General features: G+C 64.2%; 25 protein-coding genes. 13 read left to right on the top strand and 12 right to left on the bottom strand.

The window, feature by feature from the left end; genetic code table 11:
• Positions 1-68 precede the first annotated feature (68 nt).
• Complete coding sequence (urtA, locus tag RFN30_RS04925; RefSeq protein ID WP_320261024.1) at positions 69-1,379, bottom strand: urea ABC transporter substrate-binding protein; 1,311 nt, start codon at positions 1,377-1,379, stop codon at positions 69-71.
• Positions 1,380-1,684: 305 nt separating this feature from the next.
• Between urtA and RFN30_RS04920 the strand changes: the two genes are divergently transcribed.
• Together RFN30_RS04920 and RFN30_RS04915 are read left to right on the top strand one after the other, a co-directional pair.
• Positions 1,685-2,071 (top strand): hypothetical protein, encoded by a 387-nt coding sequence (locus RFN30_RS04920; protein ID WP_320261023.1) that lies wholly within the window; start codon positions 1,685-1,687, stop codon positions 2,069-2,071.
• A gap of 214 nt (positions 2,072-2,285) precedes the next feature.
• Positions 2,286-4,097: a PhoX family protein gene (locus RFN30_RS04915; protein WP_320261022.1), complete on the top strand. Its 1,812-nt coding sequence runs from the start codon at positions 2,286-2,288 to the stop codon at positions 4,095-4,097.
• A 156-nt stretch (positions 4,098-4,253) separates the two neighbouring features.
• Here the strand turns inward: RFN30_RS04915 and RFN30_RS04910 are convergent, their stop codons facing one another.
• The 3 genes from RFN30_RS04910 to RFN30_RS04900 all read right to left on the bottom strand — a co-directional run bounded on the left by RFN30_RS04910 (position 4,254) and on the right by RFN30_RS04900 (position 6,909).
• Positions 4,254-5,825: a GMC family oxidoreductase gene (locus RFN30_RS04910; protein WP_320261021.1), complete on the bottom strand. Its 1,572-nt coding sequence runs from the start codon at positions 5,823-5,825 to the stop codon at positions 4,254-4,256.
• Between the two features lie 65 nt (positions 5,826-5,890).
• The gene (locus tag RFN30_RS04905) at positions 5,891-6,436 is read right to left on the bottom strand and encodes a gluconate 2-dehydrogenase subunit 3 family protein (RefSeq protein ID WP_320261020.1); all 546 of its coding nucleotides are present in this window, start codon (positions 6,434-6,436) and stop codon (positions 5,891-5,893) included.
• Between the two features lie 77 nt (positions 6,437-6,513).
• Complete coding sequence (locus RFN30_RS04900; RefSeq protein ID WP_320261019.1) at positions 6,514-6,909, bottom strand: VOC family protein; 396 nt, start codon at positions 6,907-6,909, stop codon at positions 6,514-6,516.
• Positions 6,910-7,250: 341 nt separating this feature from the next.
• On the opposite strand from RFN30_RS04900, the gene RFN30_RS04895 reads away from it, so the two are divergent.
• Entirely contained in the window at positions 7,251-7,556 is a 306-nt protein-coding gene (locus tag RFN30_RS04895; RefSeq protein ID WP_320261018.1) for a ribbon-helix-helix domain-containing protein, read from the top strand.
• Here the strand turns inward: RFN30_RS04895 and RFN30_RS04890 are convergent.
• Both RFN30_RS04890 and cckA read right to left on the bottom strand, forming a co-directional pair.
• Positions 7,553-8,260, bottom strand: a complete 708-nt coding sequence (locus RFN30_RS04890; RefSeq protein ID WP_320261017.1) for a purine-nucleoside phosphorylase — start codon at positions 8,258-8,260, stop codon at positions 7,553-7,555. The genes RFN30_RS04895 and RFN30_RS04890 overlap by 4 nt on opposite strands.
• Before the next feature lie 77 nt (positions 8,261-8,337).
• The gene (cckA, locus tag RFN30_RS04885) at positions 8,338-10,914 is read right to left on the bottom strand and encodes a cell cycle histidine kinase CckA (RefSeq protein WP_320261016.1); all 2,577 of its coding nucleotides are present in this window, start codon (positions 10,912-10,914) and stop codon (positions 8,338-8,340) included.
• A gap of 208 nt (positions 10,915-11,122) precedes the next feature.
• Between cckA and RFN30_RS04880 the strand changes: the two genes are divergently transcribed.
• Both RFN30_RS04880 and RFN30_RS04875 read left to right on the top strand, forming a co-directional pair.
• On the top strand, positions 11,123-11,839 hold the full coding sequence (locus tag RFN30_RS04880) for a flagellar biosynthetic protein FliO (protein ID WP_320261015.1): 717 nt from the start codon (positions 11,123-11,125) through the stop codon (positions 11,837-11,839).
• 46 nt (positions 11,840-11,885) lie between these two features.
• The gene (locus RFN30_RS04875) at positions 11,886-12,053 is read left to right on the top strand and encodes an SDR family oxidoreductase (protein WP_320261014.1); all 168 of its coding nucleotides are present in this window, start codon (positions 11,886-11,888) and stop codon (positions 12,051-12,053) included.
• Between the two features lie 95 nt (positions 12,054-12,148).
• Here the strand turns inward: RFN30_RS04875 and dksA are convergent, their stop codons facing one another.
• Positions 12,149-12,565 carry an RNA polymerase-binding protein DksA gene (gene dksA / locus RFN30_RS04870; RefSeq protein WP_040972254.1) on the bottom strand — a complete coding sequence of 139 codons (417 nt, stop codon included), beginning with the start codon at positions 12,563-12,565 and terminating at the stop codon, positions 12,149-12,151.
• A gap of 254 nt (positions 12,566-12,819) precedes the next feature.
• Between dksA and RFN30_RS04865 the strand changes: the two genes are divergently transcribed.
• The 4 genes from RFN30_RS04865 (at position 12,820) to RFN30_RS04850 (ending at position 16,613) form a co-directional block, all read left to right on the top strand.
• Positions 12,820-13,323 (top strand): SixA phosphatase family protein, encoded by a 504-nt coding sequence (locus tag RFN30_RS04865; protein WP_320261013.1) that lies wholly within the window; start codon positions 12,820-12,822, stop codon positions 13,321-13,323.
• A gap of 63 nt (positions 13,324-13,386) precedes the next feature.
• Positions 13,387-14,859 (top strand): YcjX family GTP-binding protein, encoded by a 1,473-nt coding sequence (locus RFN30_RS04860; protein WP_320261012.1) that lies wholly within the window; start codon positions 13,387-13,389, stop codon positions 14,857-14,859.
• Positions 14,856-15,965, top strand: coding sequence for a YcjF family protein (locus RFN30_RS04855; protein ID WP_320261011.1), 1,110 nt, complete (start codon positions 14,856-14,858; stop codon positions 15,963-15,965). Before RFN30_RS04860 ends, RFN30_RS04855 begins: the two co-directional genes overlap by 4 nt.
• Positions 15,966-16,064: 99 nt before the next feature.
• Positions 16,065-16,613, top strand: a complete 549-nt coding sequence (locus RFN30_RS04850) for a hypothetical protein (RefSeq protein ID WP_430694628.1) — start codon at positions 16,065-16,067, stop codon at positions 16,611-16,613.
• Positions 16,614-16,687: 74 nt separating this feature from the next.
• On the opposite strand, the gene RFN30_RS04845 is transcribed toward RFN30_RS04850, so the two are convergent.
• Complete coding sequence (locus RFN30_RS04845; protein ID WP_059185639.1) at positions 16,688-16,954, bottom strand: hypothetical protein; 267 nt, start codon at positions 16,952-16,954, stop codon at positions 16,688-16,690.
• Between the two features lie 263 nt (positions 16,955-17,217).
• Here RFN30_RS04845 and RFN30_RS04840 point away from each other — a divergent pair, with 263 nt between their 5' ends.
• The gene (locus RFN30_RS04840) at positions 17,218-19,053 is read left to right on the top strand and encodes a monovalent cation:proton antiporter-2 (CPA2) family protein (RefSeq protein WP_320261010.1); all 1,836 of its coding nucleotides are present in this window, start codon (positions 17,218-17,220) and stop codon (positions 19,051-19,053) included.
• Between the two features lie 11 nt (positions 19,054-19,064).
• Positions 19,065-19,613, top strand: coding sequence for a DUF924 family protein (locus RFN30_RS04835; RefSeq protein WP_320261009.1), 549 nt, complete (start codon positions 19,065-19,067; stop codon positions 19,611-19,613).
• A gap of 3 nt (positions 19,614-19,616) precedes the next feature.
• Here the strand turns inward: RFN30_RS04835 and folK are convergent, their stop codons facing one another.
• Genes folK through folP form a run of 3 tightly spaced genes read right to left on the bottom strand, consistent with a single transcriptional unit; the run spans position 19,617 to position 21,329 of the window.
• Entirely contained in the window at positions 19,617-20,129 is a 513-nt protein-coding gene (gene folK / locus RFN30_RS04830; RefSeq protein WP_320261008.1) for a 2-amino-4-hydroxy-6-hydroxymethyldihydropteridine diphosphokinase, read from the bottom strand.
• Positions 20,113-20,472: a dihydroneopterin aldolase gene (folB, locus tag RFN30_RS04825; protein ID WP_040972244.1), complete on the bottom strand. Its 360-nt coding sequence runs from the start codon at positions 20,470-20,472 to the stop codon at positions 20,113-20,115. The genes folK and folB overlap by 17 nt, the downstream gene beginning before the upstream one ends.
• Positions 20,473-20,474: 2 nt before the next feature.
• Positions 20,475-21,329, bottom strand: coding sequence for a dihydropteroate synthase (gene folP, locus RFN30_RS04820; RefSeq protein WP_320261007.1), 855 nt, complete (start codon positions 21,327-21,329; stop codon positions 20,475-20,477).
• Between the two features lie 84 nt (positions 21,330-21,413).
• Between folP and RFN30_RS04815 the strand changes: the two genes are divergently transcribed.
• Together RFN30_RS04815 and RFN30_RS04810 are read left to right on the top strand one after the other, a co-directional pair.
• Positions 21,414-22,034 (top strand): DUF922 domain-containing Zn-dependent protease, encoded by a 621-nt coding sequence (locus RFN30_RS04815; RefSeq protein ID WP_320261006.1) that lies wholly within the window; start codon positions 21,414-21,416, stop codon positions 22,032-22,034.
• Between the two features lie 216 nt (positions 22,035-22,250).
• Positions 22,251-23,738, top strand: coding sequence for an MDR family MFS transporter (locus tag RFN30_RS04810; protein ID WP_320261005.1), 1,488 nt, complete (start codon positions 22,251-22,253; stop codon positions 23,736-23,738).
• Between the two features lie 43 nt (positions 23,739-23,781).
• Here the strand turns inward: RFN30_RS04810 and RFN30_RS04805 are convergent, their stop codons facing one another.
• Entirely contained in the window at positions 23,782-24,813 is a 1,032-nt protein-coding gene (locus tag RFN30_RS04805) for an NAD(P)/FAD-dependent oxidoreductase (RefSeq protein WP_320261004.1), read from the bottom strand.
• Between the last annotated feature and the right edge of the window lie 146 nt (positions 24,814-24,959).

The raw sequence follows: 24,959 nt of genomic DNA, 5'->3' as shown, positions 1-24,959 counted from the left end.
CTCGGATCGTGGGGCCACACCGCGATCCGATAGACCTGGGAGGTCACGGACCAACGTCCGGACCGTGATCAGTTGGTGCCCTTGCCGCCGCACTTGCCGGTGGCGACGTTGAAGTTGCCGCAGCTGAGCGGGGCGCGCCAATCGGAGATCAGGTCCTTCGAGTCCGGCAGGTAGTCGGACCACTCGTCGCCCATCACCAGGCCCGGCGTCTGCGAGACGGTCTCGAACTGGCCGTCGGCCTGGATCTCGCCGATCAGCACCGGCTTGGTGATGTGGTGGTTCGGCATCATGGTCGAATAGCCGCCGGTGAGGTTCGGCACCGAGACGCCGACCATGGCGTCGATGACCTTGTCCGGATCGGTGGTGCCGGCCTTCTCGACCGCCTTCACCCACATGTTGAAGCCGATATAGTGGGCTTCCATCGGGTCGTTGGTGGTGCGCTTGTCGTTCTTGATGAACTTGTGCCAGTCGTCGATGAACTTCTTGTTCTCGGGCGTGTCGACGCTCTCGAAATAGTTCCAGGCGGCGAGATGACCGACCAGCGGACCGGTGTCGAGGCCGGCCAGTTCTTCCTCGCCGACCGAAAACGCCATGACCGGGATGTCCTCGGCCTTGATGCCCTGGTTGCCGAGTTCCTTGTAGAACGGCACGTTGGCGTCGCCATTGACCGTCGACACGACCGCCGTCTTCTTGCCGGCCGAGCCGAACTTCTTGATCGCCGAGACCTCGGTCTGCCAGTCGGAGAAGCCGAACGGCGTATAGTTGACCATGATGTCCTCGGCAGGCACGCCCTTCGATTTCAGGTATGCTTCAAGGATCTTGTTGGTGGTGCGCGGATAGACATAGTCGGTGCCTTCGAGCACCCAGCGCTTCACCGAGCCGCCATCGGCGCTCATCAGGTAGTCAACGGCCGGAATGGCCTGCTGGTTCGGGGCGGCGCCGGTGTAGAAGACGTTGCGCTCACTCTCCTCGCCCTCATACTGGACCGGGTAGAACAGGATGTTGTCGAGCTCCGAGAACACCGGCAGCACCGATTTGCGCGACACCGAGGTCCAGCAGCCGAACACCGCCGCCACCTTGTCCTTCGAGATCAGCTCTCGCGCCTTTTCGGCAAAGAGCGGCCAGTTGGACGCCGGATCGACGACGACTGCCTCGAGCTTCTTGCCGAGCAGGCCGCCCTTGGCGTTCTGCTCCTCGATCAGCATCAGCATGACGTCCTTCAGCGTCGTCTCCGAAATCGCCATGGTGCCCGACAGCGAATGGAGGATGCCGACCTTGATCGTGTCGTCGGCCGCCTTGGCGGGTGCCGACATCGACAGGCCGGCAGCGATCACGCCGGCCGAAAACATTTTTGTTATTGTCGAGAAATTACCCCTCATGTTCCACGCTCCCACGCTGGTTGTTTTGCATCGCAACATAACGGTGCAAGCGACGTGCCAGACGCTGAAGCGCAGCGACAAATAGTGGGATAATGAAGCGTTTACAGTCAGTTATCCTATAGCCGCCGAACATTTCGCGCTGCTGTGGCGCGCGAAGGCTGAGAAAAGTTTACGCAATGCTGCCTAGATTTTGCCCAAATGGTAAAAATGCTCAAACTTTAATCTGCCCTGGATGCGACCCGTTTGGCGCCTGTTGCGGGCCGACGGCAAAATGGGGCAAGGTCGCCGCGCAAACGAGCGACGTCATGGCCTTCCGCTTCTTCCTGAGTTTCCTGCTTCTCATGTCCGCCGCCGGCAGCGCCCGCGCCGACTTCGCCGAAGGCAAGCTGCCGGACGGCGTCTATCACTGCGAGATCTATCTGCTCGGCCTCTTCCTCAACCTCGGCGACATCACCATCAAGGGCAATGTCTATAGCGGCCCGATGACTTTCGGCACCTCGGGAACATACAACTACCAGATGGACGCCAATGGCGAGATCAGCTGGCTCGGTCCGCTTGGCGGCTACACCAGCGGCGGAAACTCGATCTCGCTGACCCAGGCGACGCTGGATGATCCGAACGCGCCCTCCTTCGATATCATCATGAAGCAGCAGGAGGGCGCCTTCACCGCCTCGACCTGCACCAGGAAGTAGCGGCGGCACCGTCCGCTTTTGCCGTCGCGGCACGCCCTCTCATGTCATCCGGATGTTGCCGAAGCGGCTTAGGCAGCGCATGTCGTCCACATCCACCTCGAGAGGCAGACACGATGGCCAACTCTCCGTCTTCACCCTCCCCTGTCATTCGCGACGTGATCGCCGCGCGCGTCTCGCGCCGCGAGCTCCTCAAAGGGGCCTCGCCTCCGGCGCATTGATTGCCGGCGGCAGCTTCGTCGGCTCCTTGTTTGCCGGCGAAACACATGCCGCTGCAGCCCTTTCCACGCTCGGCTTTCCGGAGCTGAAGCGGGTCTACGGCAAGACCCACGCCGCCGCCGAAGGTTACGAGACGACCATCGTCGCGCGCTGGGGCGATCCGCTTGCGGCCGGCCTGTCCGAATTCGACGGCAACAAGGTCGCGGCGGAAGAGCAGGAGAAGCGGTTCGGCTATAATTGCGACTACATCGCCTTCATGCCGCTGCCCAAGGGTTCGGTGAATTCCGACCACGGCCTGCTCTGCGTCAACAATGAGTACATTTCGCCGAACGTGATGTTCCCCGGCATGACTGAGGACGATGCCGGCAAGACGATGACCAGGGAACAGGTCGATCTCGGCCTCGCCGCGATGGGCCATTCGATCGTCGAAGTGATGCTCAAGGACGGCAAGTGGGCAACCGTCGAGGACAGTCCGCTCAACCGCCGCATCACCGCCAACACCGAGATGGTCGTCTCCGGCCCCGTTGCCGGCCACGCGCTGATGCAGACCTCGGCCGACACGACTGGCGCCAAGGTGCTGGGCACCAGTTACAATTGCAGCGGCGGCGTCACGCCCTGGGGCACGGTACTGACTTGCGAGGAAGGCGTTTCCGATCTCTTCGGCGGCGATCCGAAGAAGGCGCCGACCGCCGACATCCTCGACCGCTACGGCTTCGACGGTTCCGACATCTACGGCCGCGGCCGCTTCCATGACCGATTCAACATCGACAAGGAGCCGAACGAGCCGAACCGCTTCGACTGGGTTGTCGAGATCGACCCCTACGATCCGCAGTCGAACCCGGTGAAGCGCACCGCGCTCGGCCGCATGTCGCATGAGGCCTCGACTGTCGTTCGCAACAAGGACGGCCGTATCGTCGTCTATATGGGCGACGACGACTATTTTGAGTACATGTACCGCTTCGTCTCGGCAAAAGCTTACGACGCCGCGAACCCCGCCTCCGGCAAGGATCTTCTCGACGATGGCGTGCTCTCGGTGGCGCGTTTCGACGCCGACGGCGCGATGAGCTGGCTGCCGCTGGTCCACGGCCAGGGCAAGCTCACCGCCGAGAACGGCTTTGCCGACCAGGCCGAGGTGCTTCTGAAGACCCGCCTTGCCGCCGACGCGCTTGGCGCGACGCCGATGGACCGGCCGGAGGATATCGAGACCAATCCGGTCACCGGCCGCGTCTACGCCGTCATGACCAAGAACAAGAAGCGCGACGAATCCAAGGTCAATCCGGCCAACACGCGGCCGGAAAACCTCTGGGGTCATATCGTCGAATTGATCCCGCCCGGCGGCGACGGCCCTGACGCCGATCACGCCGCCGACAAATATGCCTGGGACTTGTTCGTGCTCTGCGGCAATCCCAAGGACGCCAAGGTTGGCGCCACCTTCCACCCCGACACCTCGGACAATGGCTGGTTCGTCTGCCCCGACAACATCACCTTCGATCCGGCCGGCCGGCTGTGGGTGGCTACAGACGGCGCCAACGACTTCGACCTGCCTGACGGCGTCTACGGCGTCGACACCGAGGGCGCGGCGCGCGGCCTGCCGAAACTGCTCTTCACCTGCCCGCATGGCGCGGAAGCGACCGGGCCCTGCTTCACGCCCGACGGCACGACGCTGTTCCTCTCGGTCCAGCACCCGTCCGAAGACGCCGAGTCGCTCGACAAGGCGCAGTCGCTGTGGCCCGACTTCAAGGACGGCCAGCCGCCGCGGCCTTCGGTCGTCGCCATCCGCCGCAAGGACGGCCAGCCGGTCGGCGCCTGAGCATCGGAGCAGCGGCATAAAAAAGGCGCGGAACCCGGTCAGGTCCCGCGCCAGCAGGCAGTCGGGGAGGACTAAGCAATTCCAGGAAAAGTGCGTAGCGGTTTTCCGTCCGGAATTGCGTAACAAAGAGCGGATCGGCGATTACGCCGAACCGCCCTAAATGCTTCTCGCCGACATCTGGGCGGCGATGTAGTCGGCCTGGCGGATGGCCAGCGACACGATCGTCAGCGTCGGATTTTCGGCGCCGCCGGTGGTGAACTGGCTGCCGTCGGAGACGAACAAGTTCTTGATGTCGTGCGTCTGGCCGTGCTTGTTGACGACGCCGTCGGCCGGCTTCTCGCTCATCCGGTTGGTGCCGAGATTGTGGGTCGAGGGATAGGGCGGCGTCGGGAAGGTTCGGGTCGCTCCAACGGCTGCGTAGAGCGCCTGGCCCTGCTTGTAGGCGTGATGGCGCATCGCTGTGTCGTTGGCATGGTCGTCGAAATGGACGTCAGCGATCGGCATGCCGTGCTCGTCCTTTTCGTCCTTGTGCAGCGTGATGCGGTTCTCCTCGCGCGGCATGTCCTCGCCGACGATCCACAGCCCCGCCATATGATCGTAATGGTCGAGCGCCGTGGTGAAGGAACGGCCCCAGCCGCCGGGATTGAGGAAGGCGGCCATGAACGGCAGGCCGAGCGATAGCGTCTCCATCTCGTAGCCGCCGACGAAGCCGCGTGACGGATCGTGCCGCGCCTCGTCGCGGATGATGCCGGCCATCGTGGTGCCGCGATACATATGCACCGGCTTGTCGAAGACGGCGTAAACCGACCCGGTCGTGTGGCGCATGTAGTTCTTGCCCACCTGCCCCGACGAATTGGCAAGCCCGTGCGGGAACTTGCTCGATTCGGAATTGAGCAGCAGGCGCGGGCTCTCGATCGAGTTGCCGGCGACGGCGACGATGCGGGCCTTCTGCTCCTGCAGCTTGCCGTCCTTGTCGGCATAGACGACGCCCGTCACCTTGCCGCTGGCGTCGTGGTTGATCTTGATGACCATGGAATTGGGCCGGACTTCGAGATGGCCGGTCGCTTCGCCTTTCGGAATCTCGGTGTAGAGCGTCGACCATTTGGCGCCCCATTTGCAGCCCTGGAAGCAGAAGCCGGTCTGCTGGCAGGAATTGCGGTCGTCGCGCTGCACCGAATTGATGGCCATGTTGCCGGTGTGGCATTCCTTGTAGCCGAGCTTGTCTGCGCCGGCCTTGAGCACCTTGAAGTTGTTGTTGCCGGGCAGCCGCGGCCAGTCGTTGGTGCCGGTGACGCCCATCTTGGCTTCGGCCTTGGCGTAGTAGGGCTCCATCTCGGCAAGCGTTACCGGCCAGTCGAGAAGGTTCGCGCCCTTCACCTTGCCGTAGGTCGAAAGCGTCTTGAATTCATGCTCCTGGAAGCGCAGCGACGCGCCCGCCCAGTGCGTGGTCGAGCCGCCGACCGACTTGACGATCCAGGCCGGCAGGTTCGGGAAATCCTTCGCCACGCGCCAGTCGCCGGAGGTGGTGCGCTTGTCCTTCCAGGCGAGTTGGGTGAAGGAGTCCCACTCGTCATTGATGAAGTCCTCATATTCGTGGCGGGCGCCCGCTTCCAGGATGACGACGTCGATGCCCTTCTGCGCAAGCTCGTTGCCGAGCGTGCCGCCGCCGGCGCCCGAGCCGATGATGACGACCACGCCGTCGTTCTTGAGATCAAATTGTGCTGCCATGGTTTCCTCCCATGAAATCGGTCAAAGCGGTTCAATCGGTCAAAAGCGGTTCGGGACAGAGCGGCTCAGAGCCACTCGATGTCGTTGAAGCCGCGCGCGATGTAGCCGCCCTTGGAGTAGGATTCGCCCTCGTAACCGAAGATCGGCCAAACCTCCTTCTGGTTGTAGAGGCTGACGACAAGGCCGCCGCGAACCGCCTGGAAGAACGGCGTCGTCTCGATCTCCTTGAGCAGGGCGACCCGCTGCTCCTCCCAGCCGAGCCCGCGATAGCCGCTACTGCCGGCCTTTTTGTCGAGATCGGCTATGCCTTTTTCGATCAGTTCCTTGTGAGCCGGATCCTTGGCGGCCGTCTCGTCATGGCCTTTGACGGCGATGGCGTAATATTTGTCCGGCACCTGATCGTGCGGATAGATGTCGCGCGCCACCTGGATCAGCGTCGCCATCGTCTCCGGCTTCAGCGCCGAGGTTTCCAGCCCCCAGGCATGTTCGGGGCTGATGACGGCGCTGCCGGAAATGATGAGCAGCGCGCCGGCGCCGCCGCGCTTGAGAAGCTCGCGCCGCGAAAGGCCAGGCTTTCTCTCATGCGGCTGCCTTTCATAGATCGTGACCATAGTTTCCTCCCTGCTTGCTGTTCGCACTTGGCGAGTGCCGTTGCTGGCGCCGCACCGGTCCGCGCGGCATTTGTCCCCTATTGGAAGCGCCCTCCCCGCTGCAGGACCTCGATCTTGTAGCCATCGGGGTCCTCGATGAAGAAAAAGCGCGCAATCAGGGCTCCGTCGCGGTTGAACTCCACGATCTTCTTCGGATTGAATCCGAGCGCGCCGAGCCGGTCGTGCTCGCTGTCGAGATCGGCGACGGAAACCGCCAGATGGCCGTAGCCGTCGCCGAGCGCATATGGCTCCGTGCGGCCCTTGTTCACGGTCAGTTCGACCTCGAACGCAGCATCCGCATTGCTGAGATAGATGAGCGTGAAAGTCTCGAAATCGAGCCGCTGAGCGACATCGAGACCGAAGGCCTTGTTGTAGAAATCGACGGACCGGGTCTCGTCGAGAACCCGGATCATGGTGTGGATCGCCTTCGCCAAATCGGACTCCGCAGCTTTGGTGCTCTGGAAAACGATTATGCGCGCCGGCAAAAAAAGGTGGTGGCAGCCGATTACCACGCATACGGCTGGAAAACGGCTAGTCTCGCGCCGGTTCTAGTGCATGTCGCGCAAAAGTGTGCAGCGGTTTTGCGAAAACGACATGCATAAAAACAAAGGCTTGAAGCGCGTCGCCTGAATCCGTGCAGCGCGACGCGCTTTAAGGACGAAAGTCCGATTGCCGCGGCCGGCGGTCGGGTCGAAGATGAAAGACGCAGGCAGTGTTCAGGAGGCGCCAAGCAGGTCAAATCGGCGCCCAAGACCAACAAGAATGGGAGGTAACGATGTGCAGAGTCTTTGCCGGACAGGATCCGGAAGGCTACCGGCAGATCAATCGGTCGATCCGCATAGACGGGCATTCGACGAGCATCCAGCTCGAGGCGACGTTCTGGGCGCTCCTCGACGAGATCGCCGAGAGCCAAGGCCTGACGACACCCAAATTCATCTCGACGCTCTATGACGAGGCGATCGAGATCAATGGTCAGATTCCCAACTTCGCTTCGATGCTGCGCACGACCTGCGCGCTCTATCTGCGCGGCCACCGGCCAACGGTGCAAGAGCAGGCAGAGCTCAAGCGCGAAGCCGCCTAGTTTGCCGCGGCAATTTCCAGCGCCAGGCGCGTCATGTCGGTGAACAGTGCCTGGCGTTCGGAATAGTCGGTCTGCTCGTCCGTGACGACGTGGTCGACCACGGTAAGCAGCGACAGCGCGCGCGCGCCGAACCGCGCCGAGATGCGGTAGAGCGCGCTGGTTTCCATATCGACCGCCAGCGCGCCGAGCGCCCTGGGCTCGTCGAACCGGGCGCGGCCGTCGGGATGATGGAAGACGTCGCTGCAGACCGTCAGCCCGGCGCTGCAGGCGATACCGAGATCGGCGGCCCGCTGCAGCGCCAGTTCATGGAGCGCCTGATCAGGCCCCGCCGGCTGATAAAGCCCGAACACCTGCCCGCTGATGGCCCCTTCGGCGCGCACAGCGCTGGAAACGACCAGGCCCCGCAACGGAACCTCCTCCGACAGCGCGCCGCATGTTCCTGTGCGGATCAGCGTCTTCACGCCATGATAGTCCAGCAGCTCATGGGCATAGATCAGGAAGGACGAGACGCCGATACCGGTCGCCTGGATGCTGACCGGCTTGTCGCGGAACCGGCCGGTGAAGCCAAGGGCGCCCCGGCGGCGATTGACGCAGCGCGGCGCCTCCAGAAAAGTCTCCGCCATCCATTGCGCGCGCTCGGGGTCGCCGGGCAGCAGCACCGTTTCGGCATAATCTCCCCTGCCCGCCTCGATGTGCGGCGTCACGCGCTATCACCCCCATGACAGGACCCATCCGGTCTCCATCATGGCAGGGTCGCAGCAATGTGCAAGCGATAGCTGTTTTAGGATTCCAGCACGTCCTTGACGATCGTCGCCAGTTGCTTGAGCGAGAAGGGCTTGGGCAGGAAGCCGAAATGCGCGTCGGCCGGCAGGTTTCTGGCGAAGGCGTCCTCGGCATAGCCGGAAACGAAGACGAACTTGATGTCTGGCTGCCGCTTGCGCAGCTCGCCGAGCAGCGTCGGGCCGTCCATTTCCGGCATCACCACATCGGACACGACAATGTCGACCTTGCCGCCGAGGGCCTCGAAGACCTCCAGCGCCTCGACGCCGGAAGACGCCTCGTGCACCGTGTAACCGCGCGAGGTCAGCGCCCGCACGCCGCCCATGCGAACGGCATCCTCGTCCTCGACCAGAAGCACTGTTGCCGAGCCGGACAGGTCTTTTGCGATGTCGACCGGCTTTGCGGGCACCGAAGCCGCTGCCGTCTCGCCTGCCTCGACAACCTTCTTTGCCTCCGCGACATGGCGCGGCAGGAAGATGCGGAACACCGTTCCCTTGCCGACCTCGGAATCGCAATAGATGAAGCCGCCCGTCTGCTTGATGATGCCATAGACCATCGAGAGGCCAAGGCCCGTTCCTTTGCCGACCTCCTTGGTGGTGAAGAAGGGCTCGAAGATCTTCTTCAGCACGTCCGGCGCGATGCCGCTGCCGGTGTCCTCGACTTCGACCAACACATAATCGGCCGGTGTGAGCTCCCGGTAGCCGAAGGACTTGCACTCCTCGGTCGCGACATTGCGGGTGCGCACCGTAAGATCGCCGCCGACGGGCATCGCGTCGCGCGCGTTGACGGCGAGATTGACCACCACCTGCTCGAACTGGCCGATATCGACCTTGACCGGCCACAGATCGCGGCCGTGGTCGATCTTCAGCCTGATGTCGTTGCCGACCAGGCGGGCAAGCAGCATCCGCAGATCGGCGAGCACATCGGTCAGGTTGAGGACTTCCGGCCGCAAGGTCTGCTTGCGCGAGAAGGCGAGCAATTGCCTGACAAGCGACGCCGCGCGGTTGGCGTTCTGCTTGATGTTCATGATGTCGGGGAAGGACGGGTCCGACGGCCGGTGGTTGGTGAGCAGAAGGTCCGATGCCATGATGATGGCTGTGAGCACGTTGTTGAAGTCGTGCGCGATGCCGCCGGCAAGCTGGCCGACCGCCTGCATCTTCTGGCTCTGCGCCATCTGGCCCTCGAGCGCCTTCTGCTCGGTGGTCTCGACGGCGTAGACGATTGCCGACTCTTCCGCTCCCTCGCCGGCGCCGTCGGCGACCGCATTGACGTAGAAGCGGATGTGGCGCTCCTCATGGCCGGGCAGCAGCGAGTCGATCGGCTCGATATTGGCCTGCCGCTGCCGCGCCTTCTCGAAGGCGGCGGCGAAGGCCGGCCGGTCGCGCTCATGCACCACCGTCTCGAAGCGCACGCGCCGGTCGACCGCGTCGCGGTCGACCACGGACGAAAACAGCGATAGGAATGGCGCGTTGGTGCGCAGGATGCGCCCGCCGGGATCGACGCCGGCTATCGCCATCGGCGTCGAGTTGAAGAAGCGGGTGAAGCGGACCTCCGAGGCGCGAAGGTCCGCGGAAGCATCCTCACCCTGGGTGCGGTTGAGCACGATGGTGCGGGTCGGCCCGTTCACCCCTTCGCGGCTTGCCGAAACGCGATGCATGAAGCGGACCGGCAGCGCCTGGCCGCTCATTGTCGTGAGATCGAGGTCGATGACGGCATTGCGCGTGGTGCCGGGATCCGCCTTGACCGAGCGGACGAGCGCCATGCCGTCACCGGCGACGATCTCCGGCAGCGTGACCGCGCCCGGGGTGAAGCTGGCAAGGTCGATGCCCAGCCATTCGGCCAGCGTGGCGTTGATATAGGTGACGCGGCCTTCCTGGTCGGCCGAGAAAAAACCTGCCGGCGCGTGGTCGAGATGGTCTATCGCCTTCTGCAGATCGAGGAAGAAACGCTCCTGTTCCGCCCGCTCCTGCGAGATGTCGGCGATCTGCCAGGCAAGCATCGGCAGCCGCTGGCCCGGCACGTTGAAGGCACGGGCGCGGGCGCGATACCAGCGCGCGCCGGGCTCGGCTCCTGGCTTGATCGATTGCGCCAGGCGGAATTCACCGTCGCCGGCCTGGCCGTCACGCAGGCCAGAGGCCAGCCGGTAGATGGTCATCGAAGCCTCGGGAACATCCGAAAGCAGCCCCTCGACCGTCTTGAGGTCCGTCGCCGAAGCTGCGCCCGTCATGTCGGCATAGGCCCGGTTGGCGTAGATAACGCGACCCTTGGTGTCGGTGACCAGCAGACCCTGCGACATTGAATCGACAAAGGCTTTCGACAACTCGTCGCCGGTCGAGCGCGGAGCGATCTGCACGAAGCCGATCGCCGTCGCGAACAGAAAGCCGACGCCGATCATGGCGAGCACGCCAAGCATGCCGAGCAGGAACGGATCGCCGAGGCGCTCGCGGAACAAGCCGAAGACGACCGCGGCGCCGGTCAAGACGACGATGAAGATGATGAGCCTGGCGACGGCGCCCGGACGCGTGTTTTGGTCGACGATCGGTACCGGATAGAAATCGCCGCGCGTTTCCTTGGCCATGTGCCCCCTGCTCGTGATTCCGATGCCCCGACACCCGCGAACGGCCGGTTGAATCACATTCTCCTGTAGCGGAAAAGGCCCCGACGGCAAATGTCCGATAAAATCAACGATTCATGTTTCAAACTGTTCACGATGGGTGATGCCGCCTTGCGGCGGCTAGTCCCTAAGGTCTAGTGTCGCGTCACTTCAAAGGCGATTGGGTGCACCGATGCTGCAGTGGCTGGATAGCGTGGCGGGTCCGGGTTATGTCGCTGCAATCCTGTGGACGTTCGCAGCCCTTATCCTGCTGGTCGTCGTCCTCCTCGTCATCAAGGTGGTCCGCAACCTGACTTTCGGCACCTTCGTTGCCGGCGGCAGGAACCGCAAGACGCGGCTCGCCGTCATGGACGCCACCGCCGTCGACAGCCACCGCCGGCTGGTGCTGGTGCGGCGCGACGATATCGAACACCTGATCCTGATCGGCGGCCCGACGGATGTCGTGGTCGAACGCGACATTAGGCTGGCGGCGCCCCGCCGCCCGGCGCTGACCGGCGACAGCGGCCAGCAGCAGGCTGCCGCGCCGCGCCCGCGCGCGCCGCAGCCTGCACCTGCACCGGCGAGGCAATCTCCGGTGCCAGCCCCTGCTCCAGTCACCGAGTCCACGGCGCGTCCGCGCACGGTGACCTCTGCGCCCGGTCCGGTGGCCCCGAGCCAGCCGACCGCGAAAGTCATGCCGCTCCCTGCCTATGGAACGCCGAATGGCAGCGGCCGGCATGCCCCGCCGCCCCCCTCCAACGACACGATCGACGATACGCTGATGAACGAACTCGAAGCATCGCTGGACGAGCAGCACCCCAAACCGGCAAGCAGCAAGCCGGCGGCGAAGCCTTCGCTCGATGACGAGATGACCAAGCTTCTCGGCGAGCTGGCCAACCACAAACGCTGACCCCGGCGATACTCGACTGACAGTCTGCAGTTTTATCGACCCGGAAGTGTCCGCGGCAGGTGAGTTCCAGGCCTATCTCGCCGGCACCACGCATCCCCGGCGCGTGATGGCACTGGACGAGGTGGCGAACACGGCGGTCTTCATTGCCTCGGACCGGGCAAGCGGGATGACGGGAACCACCGTGAACCTGTCGATTGGTGCCTTGGGCGAATAGCCGCTGGCCGACCCCGCAGCCTTTGACAAGGTGGCCGAAAACAAAAATGGCCGGAAAACCCGGCCGTTTTCAAACTCTATGCCTGCCTGCCCGCGTCAGTCGTCGCGGTAGACCTTCTCGCGGCGCTCGTGGCGCTCCTGCGCCTCGATCGACAGCGTCGCGATCGGGCGGGCGTCGAGCCGCTTCAGCGCGATCGGCTCGCCGGTTTCCTCGCAATAGCCGTAGGTGCCTTCGTCGATGCGCTGCAGCGCGGAATCGATTTTCGAGATGAGCTTGCGCTGGCGGTCGCGGGCGCGCAGTTCGATGGCTCGGTCGGTTTCGGAAGAGGCGCGGTCGGCGAGGTCGGGGTGGTTGGCGTTTTCTTGCTGGAGGATTTCGAGGGTTTCACGCGCTTCGCGAAGGATATCGTTCTTCCATGTGATAAGCTTCTGACGGAAGTATGATTTCTGCCGTTCGTTCATGAACGGCTCGTCTTCGGAGGGTACGTAATCGGCGGTAACGATGTCGTTCATTCGACTCACCCAACAACCCCAAATTTGGCGCCTATATATTCGCGGACAAGGGGCTGCACAAGCGCAAACGATAACAGTTTCACGCATTTGTTAGTCTTCACAGCAGCAGGCATTCGCGACGGCCATTCTCAACGGTCGGGATCGAATTCATCAGCGATTCGGCGCGGTTGCGCGTCGTATGCCATTGTGCACGACACCGTTCTGGTGACTAATCGCCAAAACGCTCAGCGAATTCAGCATAAAGGGGAAGCCGGTTGAGCAGACTTTATCTGTTGAGGCATGCCAAGGCCGGATGGGCGCTGCCCGGGGTGCGCGATTTCGACCGCCCGCTCGACGAATCCGGCATGGCCGACGCCGAGGTGATGGGCGCCGCCATGCGGGCCCGCAACTACGTGCCGGACGTCACGCTCTGCTCCAATGCCAAGCGGGCGCGGCAGACGCTGGAAGGCCTCGCGGGTCGCACCGACACCGGCCGCGTGCTGTTCTTCGACACGCTCTACAGCGAGGATGCCGCCGGCTACCTCGACATCATCCGCCGGAATGGCGGGGCCGGCTCCTTGCTGGTCATCGGCCACAATCCGATGACGGAGGACCTCGCAATGGCGGTGTCGGGTGACGGCGACGAGACCGCGCGCGGCATGCTCAACCACGGCTTTCCGACCTCCGGGTTAGCCGTCGTGCGTTTTCCCGGCAATCTTGGCGAAGCAGGCCAGGGCAACGGCTATCTCGAAGCCTTTCTCACCCCCGCCGATCTCTGACACCATTTCAAACGCCGTGCCCAAGGCCTATATCGGGCCCTGACGGGCGACCCAGAGGCAGATTTGGCATCATCGCTGACCACTTTCACCGACGAGGCAAGGATTGCGCTCGACACGTTGTCGGGCCGTGCCGCGGGGCTCTTCTCTCCATCGCTGCGCCTGGGCGTCACCGGTCTTTCCCGCGCCGGCAAGACGGTGTTCATTTCCGCCCTCGTGCACAACCTTATCCATGGTGGGCGGCTGCCTCTGTTCGAGGCGCAAAAATCGGGCCGCATCGCCCGCGCCTTCCTCGAGGAGCAGCCGGACGACGCCGTCCCGCGCTTTCAGTACGAGGACCATATCGCTGCCCTGGTCGACGACCGCGCCTGGCCGGATTCGACGCGCGCCATTTCCGAGCTGCGGCTCACCATCGAATACGAGTCGGCCTCCGGCTGGAACCGGCTGTTTTCGGCAGGAAAGCTGTCGGTCGACATCGTCGACTATCCCGGCGAATGGCTGCTCGATCTGCCGCTGCTCGGCAAATCCTTCGCCGATTTCTCGCGCGAGGCTGTCGAGTTGGCGGCACTGTCCGTGCGCTCCGACTTGTCGCAGGGCTGGCTGGCGCTGGCCGCCAAGATCGATCCGGACGCCGACGCCGATGAAATGACCGCGCGCCGTCTCGCCGAAAGTTTCGCGGCCTATCTCAAGGCCTGCAAGCTCGACGAACGCGCGCTATCGACGCTGCCGCCGGGCCGTTTCCTGATGCCGGGTGATCTCGAAGGCTCGCCGGCGCTGACCTTTGCGCCGCTGATGAGGCTGCCGGAGCGACGCCCCCGTTCCGGATCGCTGCACGCGATGATGGAGCGTCGCTACGAGGCCTATAAGACGCATGTCGTAAAACCGTTCTTTCGCGAGCATATCACCCGCCTCGACCGGCAGATCGTGCTGATCGACGCCATGCAGGCGCTCAACGCCGGCCCGGCCGCCATGGCCGATCTGGAGCGGGCCGTCACCGAAATCCTCTCCTGTTTCCGGCCCGGGCGGGGCAACTTCGTCACCGATCTGTTTTCAAGGCGCATCGACCGCATCCTGGTGGCGGCGACCAAAGCCGACCAACTGCACCATGAAAGCCATGACCGGCTGCAGGCGATCGTGCGCAGGCTGGCCGACCGGGCCGTGGCGCGGGCGAACTTCAGCGGCGCCTATGTCGATGTGCTCGCCATGGCGGCGGTGCGTTCGACCCGCGAGGGCACCGTGAAACAAGGCCGCGAGGCATTGCCTGTCATCATCGGCACGCCATTGAACGGCGAGAAGATCAACGGCGAGGCATTCGACGGCAAGGCCGAAACCGCCATATTTCCCGGTGACTTGCCGGAAAAGGTCGATGCAGTGTTCGATGTTTCCGGGCCGCAGGCGGAAAACAATGAACCGGCGATCCGCTTCGTGCGGTTCCGTCCGCCGAAGCTCGAGCGCACGGCCGAAGGCGCCACGCTGTCTTTGCCGCATATCCGGCTTGACCGCGCGCTGCAGTTCCTGATCGGAGATCATCTGGCATGACCCCGCCCCGCAAACCGGCGGCCTTCCGCATCGAGCCCCAGCCGGCGCCCAGACGGGAGGCAAACAGACAGGAGCCGCAACAGAAGCACCGCGCCGACGAACAGGCCGGGCGCAGGCCACGCGCCGCCAGATCCGATGTCGCCGTCGTCATTCCTTCGGAGATCGACATTTTCGACGAGCCGGATATCGAGCAGGCAGCGCCGCCGCCGGCGACCGCCCCAAGGAAACGCTCGCTGCTCGCCCGCCTGTTCTTCGGCGCTCTCGGCGTGCTCGTCTCGCTTGCGGCCGGCCTGTGGACGGACCAGCTCATCCGCGACCTCTTCGCGCGCGCCGAATGGCTGGGCTGGCTGGCGGCCGGCATGGCGGCCATCGCGCTTTTGTCGCTGTTCGTCATCTTGATCCGCGAATTCCTCGCCATCGCCCGCCTTGCCGAAGTCGAGAAGCTGCAGCGGCGGGCCCTGGATGCGGTGGCGCGCGACGACCCCAAAGCCGCCCGCGCCCTGGTCGACGAGCTTTCCGCCTTCGTCGCGGCAAAGCCTGAGACCGCGGCCGGCCGCCGCGCGCTTGCCGAACTGCGCGGAGAGATCATCGACGGCGGCAATCTGGTGCGGCTCGCCGAGACCGAGATCCTGTCGCCGCTTGATGCCCGCGCCAGGACGATGATCCTTGAGGCCGCGAAGCGCGTCTCGCTGGTGACGGCGGTCAGCCCGCGCGCGCTGGTCGACGTCGCCTATGTCGTGTTCGAGGCCGGCAGGCTGATCCGGCGCCTGTCGGAACTCTATGGCGGCCGTCCCGGCACGCTGGGCTTCTTCCGGCTGGCCCGCGGCGTGCTCGCCCATCTGGCGGTGACCGGTTCGATCGCCGTCGGCGACAGTTTCGTGCAGCAGATCGTCGGCCACGGCCTTGCCGCGAAGCTCTCGGCAAAGCTTGGCGAAGGCGTCGTCAACGGCATGATGACCGCGCGCATCGGCATCGCGGCGATGGAAACGACGCGCCCGCTGCCTTTCATCGCGGCAAAGCGACCGGGGCTAGGCGATTTCCTCTCGGCATTGACCTCGTTCGCAACGCGAAAGGAGGGCCAAAGCGAGCATAAGACCGAGAAGTAAGGTAAATGCAGAAACGGTCGCCAGTGACGAAGCATTAACCAATCTTCTTCATGGTCACTCTGGTTCCAACAGCAGACTCGTTCGTGCCGGGTGTTGTCCATGAAAAGCGTAATCTTGTCCTGCGTCATGACCGCTGCGGTCGCCGTGCCGCTCGGCTCTGCCGAAAGGGCCTTTGCAGCAGAGCCCGACAAGCAGTTTTTCCGTTCGGTGGAAGGCAAATGGGTCGGCCCTGGCGAAATCATCGCCGGCAAGTACAAGGGCACGAAATTCACCTGCAATTTCAACGGTTCTACGCCGGACGACAAGGTCGGCATGACACTGGACGGAGACTGCCGGGTTGGTGTCTTTACCCAGAAGATGTCCGCGACCGTCGAACGCCGGGGACGGGATGGTTATAGAGGCACCTTCATGGGCGGTTCGACCGGCAACGGGATGGACATCGTCGGCGGCAATGTCGTCGATCCCCAGAAGGTCGTCTTCACCATCAACCGCAATCAGTTGAACGGCGTCATGCAGGCGCGCGTCCCGGATGACAATTCGATGACCGTGACGGTCGCCGTGCGCGTCAACAAGCAGCTGGTGCCGGTCATCGGCATGAGCCTGAAGCGCATCGACACAGTCGAGGTCGGCTCCATCGCCAAAAACTGAGCAAACGCCTGGGCCAGGCAACAAGAAGGCGACAGCCATTGGCTGCCGCCTTCTTTCGTTTTTGACGAGGTCGCTCAACCCTTGATGGCGGCGGTCACTTCATCATAGGCCTTGCAGGCTTCGTCCAGTGTCGTGGCGTTCTGATATTTCGTCGTCACGGCCTGCACCTTGGCCGTCAGATCGGCCGCCTTGCTCGGATCCTTGGTGATTGCCTCCTGAAGCGCGGCGGCCATGTCCTGCGCCTTCTTGGTGGCGATCTCCTGCGTGCATTCCGGTCCCTTCGAACAGGCCGAAACGGCCAGCGCCGCAACACCGACGGCAACGAGCAAAAACTTCTTCATGTCAGTCATCTCCTCAAAAAAGGCAGCGGCCCATCACCGCTGCCTTCCAATGGCCGAAGCCAGATGTGCCATAACCTTCGATTGTGGCGGCGCGCAACGACCGCGCCGCGTAAACTTGTGTAACGAGGCTGCAACAGGAGTTTGCCGGACGGGCGCCACCTTTGTTTCCTGCCGAGGGCCCTGCCCTTCCTGCCAGGCTCCCTGCCCTTGCCTCTCGGTCCCCCTGCATGCAAGGAGTGCTTCGAGACAACGGGACGACAGGCATGGCGGCTGAAGCATCGAGCAGCGATCTCGTACAGGTGGTGGCGCTGCTTGCTGCCGGCGTGGTCGCCGTGCCGATCTTCAAGCGCATGGGGCTGGGCTCGATCCTCGGCTACCTCGCCGCCGGCGTGGTCATCGGGCCGTTCGGCCTCCGCGTCTTTTCCGAATCGGAAGCCATCCTCCACGTCGCCGAGCTCGGCGTCGTCATGTTCCTGTTCATCATCGGCCTGGAAATGCAGCCGTCGCGGCTCTGGAGCCTGCGCCGCGAGATTTTCGGGCTCGGCGCGCTGCAGGTCGGCGTCTGCGCCATTCTGTTGACGCTGGTCGGCCTGGCCGGGGGCTTTCCGATCGCGCAATCCTTCGTTGCCGGCGCCGGCTTCGTGCTGACCTCGACGGCGATCGTCATGCAACTGCTCGAGGAACGCGGCGAGATCGCCACGCCCAAGGGCCAGCGCATCGTCTCGATCCTTCTGCTCGAAGACCTGACGATCGTGCCGCTTCTGGCGCTGGTCGCATTCCTGGCGCCCGGCGGCGCCGACACCAGCCTGTCCGAACGGCTGACCGAGGTCGGCATCGGCGTCGCGGCGATCGTCGGCCTCGTCGTGGCCGGTCGCTATCTGCTCAACCCGCTCTTCCGCATCCTCGCGGACGCCCGCGCCCGCGAGGTGATGACGGCCGCCGCCCTGCTGGTGGTCCTTGGGTCGGCTTTGGCCATGCAGCTTTCCGGCCTGTCGATGGCAATGGGCGCGTTCCTCGCCGGCGTGCTGCTTTCCGAATCGACCTTCCGCCATCAGCTCGAAGCCGACATCGAGCCGTTCCGCGGCATCCTGCTCGGCCTGTTCTTCCTCGCCGTCGGCATGTCGCTCGACCTCGGCGTCGTCGCCCAGAACTGGCGCCTCGTCGCGATCTACGTCGTCGCCTACATGATCATGAAGGCGCTCGGCATCTACATCGTGGCGCGCATGCTCAGGAGCGGCCACCGCGAGGCGCTCGAACGCGCCGTCTTCATGGCGCAGGGCGGCGAATTCGCTTTCGTGCTCTATTCCTCGGCGGCCTCCGTCGGCATCATCGACGGCCAGGCCAATGCCACGCTCACCGCCATCATCATCATCTCCATGGTGCTGACGCCCTTGGCCATCGTGGCGCTGCGCTACCTCACGCCGCGCGACGAGCAGTCGCTCGAGGGCGTCGACATTGCCGACGGCCTCACCGGCAGCGTGCTGATCATCGGCTTCGGCCGCTTCGGCCAGATCGCCAGCCAGCCGTTGCTTTTGCGCGGCCTCGACGTCTCAATCATCGACAATGAGGTCGAGATGATCCAGGCGGCGGCCGATTTCGGCTTCAAGGTCTATTACGGCGACGGCACGCGGCTCGACATCCTGCACGCGGCCGGCGCAGGCCGGGCGCGCGCCGTGCTGATCTGCGTCGACAAGCCGGACGCGGCCGTGCGCATCGCGCAGCTGATCAAGGCCGAATTCCCGCTGGTCACCATACTGGCGCGCGCCTTCGACCGCGGCACCGCGCTGCAGCTCATCCGCGCCGGCGTCGACTATCAATTGCGCGAGACCTTCGAATCCGCACTGGTCTTCGGCGGCTCGGCGCTGGAGGCGCTGGGCGTCGATCCGGAAGAGGTCGCCGAGGTGATCGAGGACGTGCGCCGCCGCGACGAAGCCCGCTTCGAGACACAGCTCGCCGAAGGCATCCGTGCCGGCCAGCGCTTCCTGAAGGGCAATATCGGCACCCCGATCCCGACACCGCTCACGCAGCCGCGTCGAGCCGGCAGGGCGCTAAACGAAGAGACGGCCGGCGTGCTGAACAAGGCAGAGACGAATAGCTGAGAGGGTAACGCATGGCAGAGCTCGACGCGCGAGCGCTTTCCGTCACAAAATTCTGGCGCGACGCCGGCGAGGACGCCTGGTTCGAGAAGAGCGACGCCTTCGACGCGGATTTCCGCAACCGCTTCCTGGAACTGCACCATGCGACCGCCAGGCGGGAATGCGACGACTGGAACGCGCATGCCGAAGGATCGTTGGCGCTGATGATCCTGCTCGACCAGTTTCCCCGCAACTGCTTCCGAGGCACCGGGCATATGTATGCGACCGATCCACTGGCCAGGCATTTCGCCGACAAAGCGATCGCAGCCGGCCACGACCTGGCCCTCGACGATATCGTCCGCGTCTTCCTCTACCTGCCCTTCGAGCATTCGGAGTCGCTTGCGGATCAGCAGCGCTCGGTCGAACTCACGGCCGCACGGGCGCCGGACTATCTCAAATACGCCGAGGAGCATCTGGAGATCATCCAGCGCTTCGGCCGCTTTCCGCATCGCAACAGGATGCTCGGCCGCGAGACGACGCCCGAGGAGAAGACATTTCTCGATGGCGGTGGCTTCTCTGGCTGATTTTTAACCCAGCCACCACTCCCGGCCCGACGGCAGGCGCTCGATCCCCGACGCGTCGACCGCGCCGAGCCGCTCCGACACGCTTTTGCCGCCGACCGCAAGGTCGGGCGCGATCTCGGCCAGCGGCGCCAGCACGAAGGCGCGCTCCAGCATGCGTGGATGAGGAACCTCAAGTCCGGTCTCGTGGATCACCCGGTCGCCGAACACCAGGATGTCGATGTCGATCAGGCGCGGTCCCCAGCGCTCCTCGCGCACCCGTTTCAACCGCCTTTCGACGTCCAGGCAAAGGTCGAGAAGAGCACGTGGCGACAGCGCCGTTTCGATCGCGGCCGCGGCGTTGAGAAAATCCGGCTGGTCGAGCTTGCCCCAGGGCGGCGTGCGGTAGAGCGAGGAGACGGCGGTGACGCGCGTCCTGTCGTCGCCGTCCAGCATGCGCAGCGCCGCGGCCATGGATTTCGCCGGGTCGCCGAGATTGCCGCCGAGACTGAGATAGACGAGGCTATTGGGGCCAGACAACGGTCACCTCGACATGATCGAGCACGCCCGGCACCGGCGCGTTCGGCTTGCGCACCGTGATCTCGGCTTTCCTGATCTGCGGAAACCGCGCCGCCAGCGCCTTCGCCACTTCCAGCGCCAGCGCCTCGATCAGGAAACGGCGCTGCCCGGTGACGATCTTCTCGATCACCGCGAAGGCGACGCCGTAATTGACGGTGTCTTCGATGGAGTCCTCTTCCAATGGCCGGCTCGGCTCGACGGTCAATTCGGCGTCGACATAGAAACGCTGGCCAAGCGTCTCCTCCTCGTCCAGCACGCCGTGCCGGGCAAAGAAGGCGCAGTTCTTCATGCGGATGACATACATGGTCAGCGTCCGGGCGAAAGTTCGTTCTCTCGCGCCAGCATAGCATCGGCCACCGCAAGCGCGTCCACGTTGATTGCGACATCGTGGACGCGAAAAAGATCGGCCCCTTTGAGCCGCAGGATGACGCTGGTGGCCGCGGTGCCGACCGCGCGCTCGGCAGGCTCGCGCCCCGTGACGCCGCCAATGAAACGCTTTCGCGATGTCCCCGCCATCAGCGGAAAGCCGAGTGCCTGAAGCTCCGAGAACCGCGCCATCAGGTCGAGATTTTCCTCGGTCGTTTCCTTGGCGAAGCCGAAGCCGGCGTCGAGAACGATCTGGCCGTCGGCAACGCCGCCGGCGCGCGCGATCTCCAGCGATTTGCGCAGGAAAAGGAACTGGTCCTCGATCACGTCCGGCAGCTTCTGCCGCTCGCGGCCGGTGTGCATGATGATGAGGCCGGCGCCGGTCTCAACCGCGACGCGCGCAATGCCGGGCTCGCGCTGCAGGCCCCAGACATCGTTGACGATATGCGCGCCGGCGGCGACGGCCCGCCGCGCGGTGTCCTCGCGATAGGTGTCGACCGAGATCAGCGCCTCGCCCGATGCCGCGAGCGCCTCGATGATCGGCAGCACCCGCGCCTGCTCTTCCTCGGCGGTGACCGGGGCAAAGCCTGGTCGTGTCGATTCCCCGCCGATATCGATGACGGCGGCCCCCTCTTCCGCCATGCGGCGCGCCTGGGCTATCGCCTTCTCCGGCGCGATGAACAATCCCCCGTCGGAAAAGCTGTCCGGCGTGACGTTGAGGATGCCGACCACGACCGCCTTGGGGCCGAGGTCGAGATGGCGTCCATGCGCGAGCTGCCATCGCTTTGTCGTCATTGTCCATCAACCATGCGTGATCCGCGCGAAATCAATTCCGTTGCGCCGGCAACGGCCGTAAAGCAAGGTGGCTAAAGAGGCAACATGATGAACCGTCCCCTGCTTTGCGCCCTGATGCTCACGCTCGCCGCCACACCGGCCGCCGCGGCTAGCCTGGTGAAGACCTATAGCTATTTCAGCGTCGGCGGCCGCACGCTGGACGACATCGAAAAACAGCTGACGAAAAACGGCCCTGAAGTGAAGAGCACGGGTTCCAGGCACCCGGGCGCCACGCAGATGGCTTTCACCACCCGCGTCAGCTACGCGCAGACGGCGAATTCCTGCCGGATCGCGAATGCGCAGGTGACCGTGAAGGTCAAGGTGATCCTTCCGGAATGGCGGCGGCCGCGCAAGGCCGATCCGGAAGTCCGGCTGTTCTGGGACACGCTGTCGGCCGACATCAAGCGCCATGAGGAGCGCCACGTCGAGATCGCCAAGAACCACGCGCGCGAGCTCGAGGACGCACTGAAGGCGACTTATCCCCAAAACACCTGCGAAGCCGCGAAGGCCAAGGCCGCCGAAATCTCGGCCGCCGTCCTCGCCAGGCATGATCGCGCCCAGGTGCAGTTCGACCGCGTCGAAGGCGTCAATTTCGAAAGCCGGATCATCCGGCTCCTGCGCTACCGGATGCAGCGCATCCAAAGCGGTCAGTTGCCGCCGGCTTGACCATCGAAGCGGCGGTAGCGGCGAAAGCCAATCCCGCCGAACCATGGTGCCAGATCCGAAAAACTTTCGAGCGGTGGTCGAAAACGGCCTATATCGAACGGCATATATCGGGTTCGCCTCCGGCGGACTTCGGAAACACAAGACACGAACGACAGGCGCAAGACGCCCCGCACCCGGCTTGCTCTTGCCGGCGCACCGACCTTGGAAGAATAACGCATGGACCAGACCGTCGACAATCGCACGACGATGGCGACAACCGCCTCGCCTTCGATCAGCGAGCGCGAGAAGAACGCCATCATCGGCGGCGTGCTGCTGTCGATGCTTTTGGCGGCGCTTGACCAGACCATCGTCGCGCCTGCTTTGCCGACCATCGCGCGTGCGCTCGGCCACGCCGAATATCTGCCCTGGATCGTGACCGGTTATCTTTTGACAGCCACCGCGATGGCGCCGCTCTACGGCAAGATTTCCGACGTCTACGGCCGCCGCCCGGTCATCTACGCCGCCATCCTGATATTTCTCCTCGGATCGCTGGTCAGCGCTCTGGCCCCCAACATGCTGGTGCTGGTCATCGGCCGGGCGATCCAGGGCGCGGGCGGCGGCGGCCTTTTCGCGCTGACGCAAACCGTCATCGGCGATCTCGTGCCGCCGCGCGAGCGGGCCCGCTACGCCGCCTGGATCTCCGGCACCTGGGCGGTCGCCAGCGTCGCCGGCCCGCTGCTTGGCGGCGTCTTCGCCGAGCATCTGCACTGGTCACTGATCTTCTGGATCAACCTGCCGATCGGCTTCCTGGCGATGGCGATAATCAACAACCCGCTGAAGAAGCTGCCGACCGCGGCCAAGCATCACCGCATCGACGGGCTGGGCGCAGTGCTTCTGGTGGTGGCCACGGCGCTGCTGCTTCTGGCGCTCAACTGGGGCGGCAGCACCTATCCTTGGTTCTCGCCGGAAATCCTTGGCCTTGTGGCCTGCTCGGCCGTGTTCTGGGCGCTGTTCGCGCTGCGGCTATCGAGGGCCAGCGAACCGCTGATCTCGCTCGAAGTGCTGGGCAACCGGATCGTGCTCGCAGGGACGTCGTCGATGTTCCTGCTGCAGGCGGCAAACATCGGTGCGTCGGTCTACCTGCCGGTCTATCTGCAGTCGGTCGTCGGGCTCTCGGTCAGCGGGTCCGGCACCGCCATGCTGGGTCTCCTGCTCGGCACCGTTGCCGGCGCCACTTTCAGCGGCCGCATGATCCCGCGCTTCTATCACTACAAGCGCATCGCCATGGTCGGCGTCACTTTGGCGATCGCCTGCATCGGCGTGCTCAGCGCCATCGCGGGACACGCCTCGCTGCTCGAAGTCGAAATCCTGACGACCCTCATCGGCCTCGGCAGCGGCACGACCTTCCCGGTCAGCACCGTCTCGGTCCAGAACGCGGTCGATCGCGCCCATCTCGGCGTCGCGACCGGCGTCCTGACCTTCCTGCGTTCGCTGGGCGGCGCGCTTGGCGTTGCCATGCTCGGCGCCGTCGCGCTCGGCTTTGGCCTGCCTTTAGCCGCCGAGGGCTCGCAGGCGCATATCGAGCTGACATCCGCGTTGCCGTTCGTGATGATCTTCCTCACCGCCGGCATCACGCTTGTCCTGGCATTGATCGCGCTGGCGCTGATGCCGGAAAAGCCGCTGCGCGGCAAGGACGAGCACGCAGCGCCCGTGCTCGCCGAATGACCGCGTCAAAGCGCGTCGCGATCTCGCTTTCGGGAGACACGCTTTAATCGTGGACGCCGAGCTTCTTTTGCAGGCTGGTCGACGAGGTCGTGTATTGGAAGACGATGCGCTCGCCGGGGCTGACGATGCGTTTGGCGGCCTGCGCCATCAGGGCGACCTCATGGAAGCCTGACAGGATCAGCTTGAGCTTGCCGGGGTAAGAGTTGATGTCGCCGACGGCGAAAATGCCGGGAACCGACGTCTGGAATTTCTCGGTGTCGACCGGGATCAGGTTCTCGTGCAGGTTCAGCCCCCATTCGGCGATCGGCCCGAGTTTCATGGTGAGGCCGAAGAACGGCAGCATGCGGGTGCAAGGCACCTCGACGTCGCCGTCCGGACCGCCCTTGATGGTCGCTGACGAGAGCTGGCCGTCGACGCCCGCAAGGCCGCTCACCTGACCGACCAGGAATTCCAGCTCTTTCATCTCCTGCATGGCGTACATCTTGTTGACGCTGTCGGGCGCTGCTCGGAACTCCGGGCGCCGGTGGACGAGCGTCACGCTTTTGGCGATCGGCTGCAGGTTGAGCGTCCAGTCGAGCGCCGAATCGCCGCCGCCGACGATGACGAGGTCATGGCCGCGGAAATCCTCCATGCGCCGGACCGAATAGAACACGCTCTTGCCCTCGTACTGCTCGATGCCCGGGATCGGCGGGCGCTTGGGCTGGAACGAGCCGCCGCCGGCGGCGATCACCACCACCTTGGCCACGAACACCTCGCCTTCGTCGGTGGTGACGCGGAATGTACCATCCTCGAGCTTTTCGAGACTGGAGACCATGCGGTTGAAGGTGAAGTCCGGCTTGAAGGGATGGATCTGCTCCAGCAGCTTGTCGACAAGGCCCTGGGCAGTGATCAATGGCCAGCCGGGAATGTCGTAGATCGGCTTTTCCGGGTAGAGCTCCGCGCACTGTCCGCCCGGACGGTCGAGAATGTCGATGAGATGGCACTTCATATCGAAGAGGCCAAGCTCGAATACGGCGAACAGGCCGATTGGTCCCGCCCCGACAATGAGTACGTCTGTCTTGATCGTGTCCGTCATCAGCTCCGCCCCGTCGCGCATGACCCCGAAATCGGGATCGATTCTCGGAAAGGATCATGCGCCAATCAAAGTGCTACAGCGTCCTTTGCGCGTCCAAGAGGACGCGCGGCGCTGTAGGGAAACCGCGGGACAGTGCATGAGCCATG

This window comes from Mesorhizobium dulcispinae (genome assembly GCF_033977345.1).
Lineage (GTDB): Bacteria > Pseudomonadota > Alphaproteobacteria > Rhizobiales > Rhizobiaceae > Mesorhizobium > Mesorhizobium dulcispinae.
The sequence above is the reverse complement of the archived record's forward strand: the minus strand, read 5'-3'. Positions and strand labels throughout refer to the sequence as shown.

Bases quoted from the DNA above. Each gene is read 5' to 3' on its own strand.
- urtA (WP_320261024.1), bottom strand. From the start codon at position 1,379: ATGAGGGGTAATTTCTCGACAATAACAAAAATGTTTTCGGCCGGCGTG.
- RFN30_RS04920 (WP_320261023.1), top strand. From the start codon at position 1,685: ATGGCCTTCCGCTTCTTCCTGAGTTTCCTGCTTCTCATGTCCGCCGCC.
- RFN30_RS04910 (WP_320261021.1), bottom strand. From the start codon at position 5,825: ATGGCAGCACAATTTGATCTCAAGAACGACGGCGTGGTCGTCATCATC.
- RFN30_RS04905 (WP_320261020.1), bottom strand. From the start codon at position 6,436: ATGGTCACGATCTATGAAAGGCAGCCGCATGAGAGAAAGCCTGGCCTT.
- RFN30_RS04895 (WP_320261018.1), top strand. From the start codon at position 7,251: ATGTGCAGAGTCTTTGCCGGACAGGATCCGGAAGGCTACCGGCAGATC.
- cckA (WP_320261016.1), bottom strand. From the start codon at position 10,914: ATGGCCAAGGAAACGCGCGGCGATTTCTATCCGGTACCGATCGTCGAC.
- RFN30_RS04880 (WP_320261015.1), top strand. From the start codon at position 11,123: ATGCTGCAGTGGCTGGATAGCGTGGCGGGTCCGGGTTATGTCGCTGCA.
- dksA (WP_040972254.1), bottom strand. From the start codon at position 12,565: ATGAACGACATCGTTACCGCCGATTACGTACCCTCCGAAGACGAGCCG.
- RFN30_RS04855 (WP_320261011.1), top strand. From the start codon at position 14,856: ATGACCCCGCCCCGCAAACCGGCGGCCTTCCGCATCGAGCCCCAGCCG.
- RFN30_RS04850 (WP_430694628.1), top strand. From the start codon at position 16,065: ATGAAAAGCGTAATCTTGTCCTGCGTCATGACCGCTGCGGTCGCCGTG.
- RFN30_RS04845 (WP_059185639.1), bottom strand. From the start codon at position 16,954: ATGAAGAAGTTTTTGCTCGTTGCCGTCGGTGTTGCGGCGCTGGCCGTT.
- RFN30_RS04840 (WP_320261010.1), top strand. From the start codon at position 17,218: ATGGCGGCTGAAGCATCGAGCAGCGATCTCGTACAGGTGGTGGCGCTG.
- RFN30_RS04835 (WP_320261009.1), top strand. From the start codon at position 19,065: ATGGCAGAGCTCGACGCGCGAGCGCTTTCCGTCACAAAATTCTGGCGC.
- folB (WP_040972244.1), bottom strand. From the start codon at position 20,472: ATGTATGTCATCCGCATGAAGAACTGCGCCTTCTTTGCCCGGCACGGC.
- folP (WP_320261007.1), bottom strand. From the start codon at position 21,329: ATGACGACAAAGCGATGGCAGCTCGCGCATGGACGCCATCTCGACCTC.
- RFN30_RS04815 (WP_320261006.1), top strand. From the start codon at position 21,414: ATGATGAACCGTCCCCTGCTTTGCGCCCTGATGCTCACGCTCGCCGCC.
- RFN30_RS04810 (WP_320261005.1), top strand. From the start codon at position 22,251: ATGGACCAGACCGTCGACAATCGCACGACGATGGCGACAACCGCCTCG.
- RFN30_RS04805 (WP_320261004.1), bottom strand. From the start codon at position 24,813: ATGACGGACACGATCAAGACAGACGTACTCATTGTCGGGGCGGGACCA.